At 59.4% G+C, this 2,833-nt stretch carries 2 protein-coding genes; both read right to left on the reverse strand.

Annotated elements, in window-relative coordinates; genetic code table 11:
- Positions 1–202: 202 nt before the first annotated feature.
- Complete coding sequence (locus DEHOM01_RS10115; RefSeq protein ID WP_176572865.1) at positions 203–2,050, reverse strand: hypothetical protein; 1,848 nt, start codon at positions 2,048–2,050, stop codon at positions 203–205.
- Positions 2,051–2,066: 16 nt separating this feature from the next.
- Positions 2,067–2,570 carry a hypothetical protein gene (locus DEHOM01_RS10025; RefSeq protein ID WP_016663636.1) on the reverse strand — a complete coding sequence of 168 codons (504 nt, stop codon included), beginning with the start codon at positions 2,568–2,570 and terminating at the stop codon, positions 2,067–2,069.
- Between the last annotated feature and the right edge of the window lie 263 nt (positions 2,571–2,833).

Genomic DNA, 2,833 nt, shown 5'->3' on the forward strand with positions numbered 1-2,833 from the left:
TAAAGTACAGAGCCGTCGTGTCGTGCACCACCCGAAGAGAAACCATTTTGCAAGAAGTTTCCGCGATGTTCACTTAGGTGCGTCGGGCGACGTCAGCATTGATGTTGTGTGCGCATGCGAAGGCCCCGCGGAACGGTGGTGCGACGCAATGTCGCTCCCTGATCTCGCGGGGCCAGCGCCTTTTTGAGTTGGCTACTCGGGGTTACGGAACGAGTTGCTTCACCTCAGGGTTCGCGGACAGGAAGTCCTCGTACGCCTGGTTCGCTTGCCCCTGTGCAAAGCCCTCGGGGTCATCAGCAAAGGCGCGCACCGCATCGCCGTCGATTCCGTCGATCGCCGAAATTTGATCGATGAGATCGTTTCGGAACTCGAAGAAGTCGTGGTGCGATGCATTGCCAAGCGTTTCGAGGGCATCGGCGACAGGGTCCACTGGACGCGGAGCCGGGGCGGGTGCCGGCGCGGGCTGGTTGACAGGAGCCGGAGCTGGTGCAGGCGCAGCGGGTGCCGGTGCCGGTGCGGGTGCAGCGGGTGCCGGTGCCGGTGCGGGTGCTGGCTTGTCGACGGGTGCCGGCGCGGGTGCTGGCTTGTCGACGGGTGCCGGCGCGGGTGCAACGGGTGCCGGTGCTGGTGCGGGGGCCACGGGGGCCGGTGCGGGTGCAGCGGGTGCCGGGGCCGGAGCGGGCGCTGGCTGGTCGACAGGTGCCGGGGCCGGTGCGGGTGCCACAGGTGCCGGCGCAACGGGTGCCGGTGCTGGCGCAGGCGCTGGAGCTGCGGGTGCTGGCGCAGGCGCTGGAGCCGGCTGTTCGGCGGGCGCCGGAGCCGGTGCAGGTGCGGAAGGAGCCGCACCTTGCTCGCCCTGGGAACCGTAGGCTTCTTTCAGGGAGTCGTAGATACCGTTATTGAACGCTTCGCGCGCCGGGTCCTCGTACGCCTTCTTAGCAGCGTCTTTCAGCCCCTTCTTTACGGCTTTTTCGCCTGGCTTCGTAAGGTTCTTGACGACGACTTGGCCGGCTTTCAGCTCTACGCTGAGGCCGCCGGTAACCACGGTGGGGGCGAGGCCTCCGATGGTGTAGGCCGGATCGTGCGCCGTTTCGGTGCCCCATTTTCTAAGCCACGCCTCGCCGTGGATATAGACGGAGGGGGACGCTGGGCCCATGGCGGCGTCCTGCAGATTTTCGTATACCCACTTGCCCGCAGTGAATGCTCCTCGCTTTAGGGAACCGTCTTGCGCTCCTTTCACAATTTCGGGCGCGGTTCCGACAGTTCCAAGAGCTGCTCCCATTCCAGGAGGGGCTAGAAGGGTGCCCATTTGGAGCCAAAACTGCCTGTGACGAGCGCCGTCTGGGCCAAAAAAGAAATTCTTCAAATCGTGGCGATGATTCCAAACGTCAGAAACGTTGATGCGAACCGTGCCGACGATAATTTTTGGCATACCAATAATGGCGTCAAAGACGCCTTTGAAGAAGCTGCCTCCGGCGAAGTTGCTCCACGCTGCTTCACCAGTATGTGGATTGATAGTTTCCCCTGTGATGGAGTCTGCGAGACTTCGGTCTTCTTGCTGCACTTTAAACTTGAAGGCCCGAACCGCACCCTCCGCCGCTGAAATCATTTGATTGGCTTCAGCGAGGGCTTGCTCTCGTTCTTCGTTATCCTTTTCGATCGTCTCGCCCGGATTATCCGGGTCCGGCTCTTCGACCTTTTCAGGCATCGCCATAGCTTCTGCGTATTTCGCGTTGGCCGCATCGATGTCCGATTCGATCTGCGCCTTTTCTGTGTGAAGGTCGCTGAGCGTGTTGGAATACGAGTCGAGAGCGTCCCCAACTTTTTTGGTGCGTCGTTCGAGCTCGTCGGCAGCCTCCGATGGGGTGTGGAATACCCGTTGTACCTTGCCGCTTTCGGGTGCCTGATAGGAGGTGGCAATATCCGTCCAGCCGTACTTGGCTTCATCGATGATGGACTTATTGAGCATGCCAATCGCCACGAATTTTGCGCCTAGTTGGCTTACGGTGCCGGGGTCATCCAGCTCGGGGAGATCAGACTTTGAAACCATGATTTACTCCAGGGGTTTACTTCTCGATGGGGTACGGGCCGTAAGGGCGCTGCTCGGCTTCCCGTGCTTTTGCAAATGAATTAGCTAACATCTCTTCGGGGCTGCTCGCGTAGTTGGCTTGGCCCATCGGGTTTTCTGGTGTGCATACTCCGGGACCACCGCCATTGGCTTCGTTGTACCTGTCCAGATTTGTCATGCGACCTTTGCCTTCGGCGGCGGCTGCGCTGCTGTTACTGTTGTCAGCCATTTCAGAATCGGCGCTCATGTAATAGCGCATTCCCTCGGAAGCGTATTCGATATTTTGGTTGGCGCGCCCACGGCCGTAGTCCACTTCACTTCGGACGTATAGTTCCAGGCATGAACTTGATGCTCCCCGACTGAGAATGCTGTGTTCGAGTGCTTGGCTGGTAAAATCAATTGCTTCGTCCACAAGAGCGTTGACGCCAGTGAGGTTATCGAGGGTGTTCCGAGCATCGCGGGCTCGAAAAAAGTATTCGTTCGGCGTAAGTCTAAAATGCATGGATAATTGATTCCCCCCTGGTCGAGGATCGTGGTTACATAGCCGCGCAGTGGTGATGCATGGATCTCGCACCGCGGTTCAGTTGAGGTTTTCTCCGGCGATCCACAGAGGGTCTAAGCGGAGATGCTCGCACTCGAGGTGTCGTTGCGAAGAGTCTCTGAGGCTGTTGGTTCTATTTGCTATCGGGTGTGCTCCGAAAGGGAGCGCCGCGGCTCTTGCTGGTTCGGCACGCGTCCACTGTTCGGGCTTATATCGGGAATAAC

The organism is Dermabacter hominis NBRC 106157 (assembly GCF_001570785.1).
GTDB classification, from domain to species: domain Bacteria; phylum Actinomycetota; class Actinomycetes; order Actinomycetales; family Dermabacteraceae; genus Dermabacter; species Dermabacter hominis.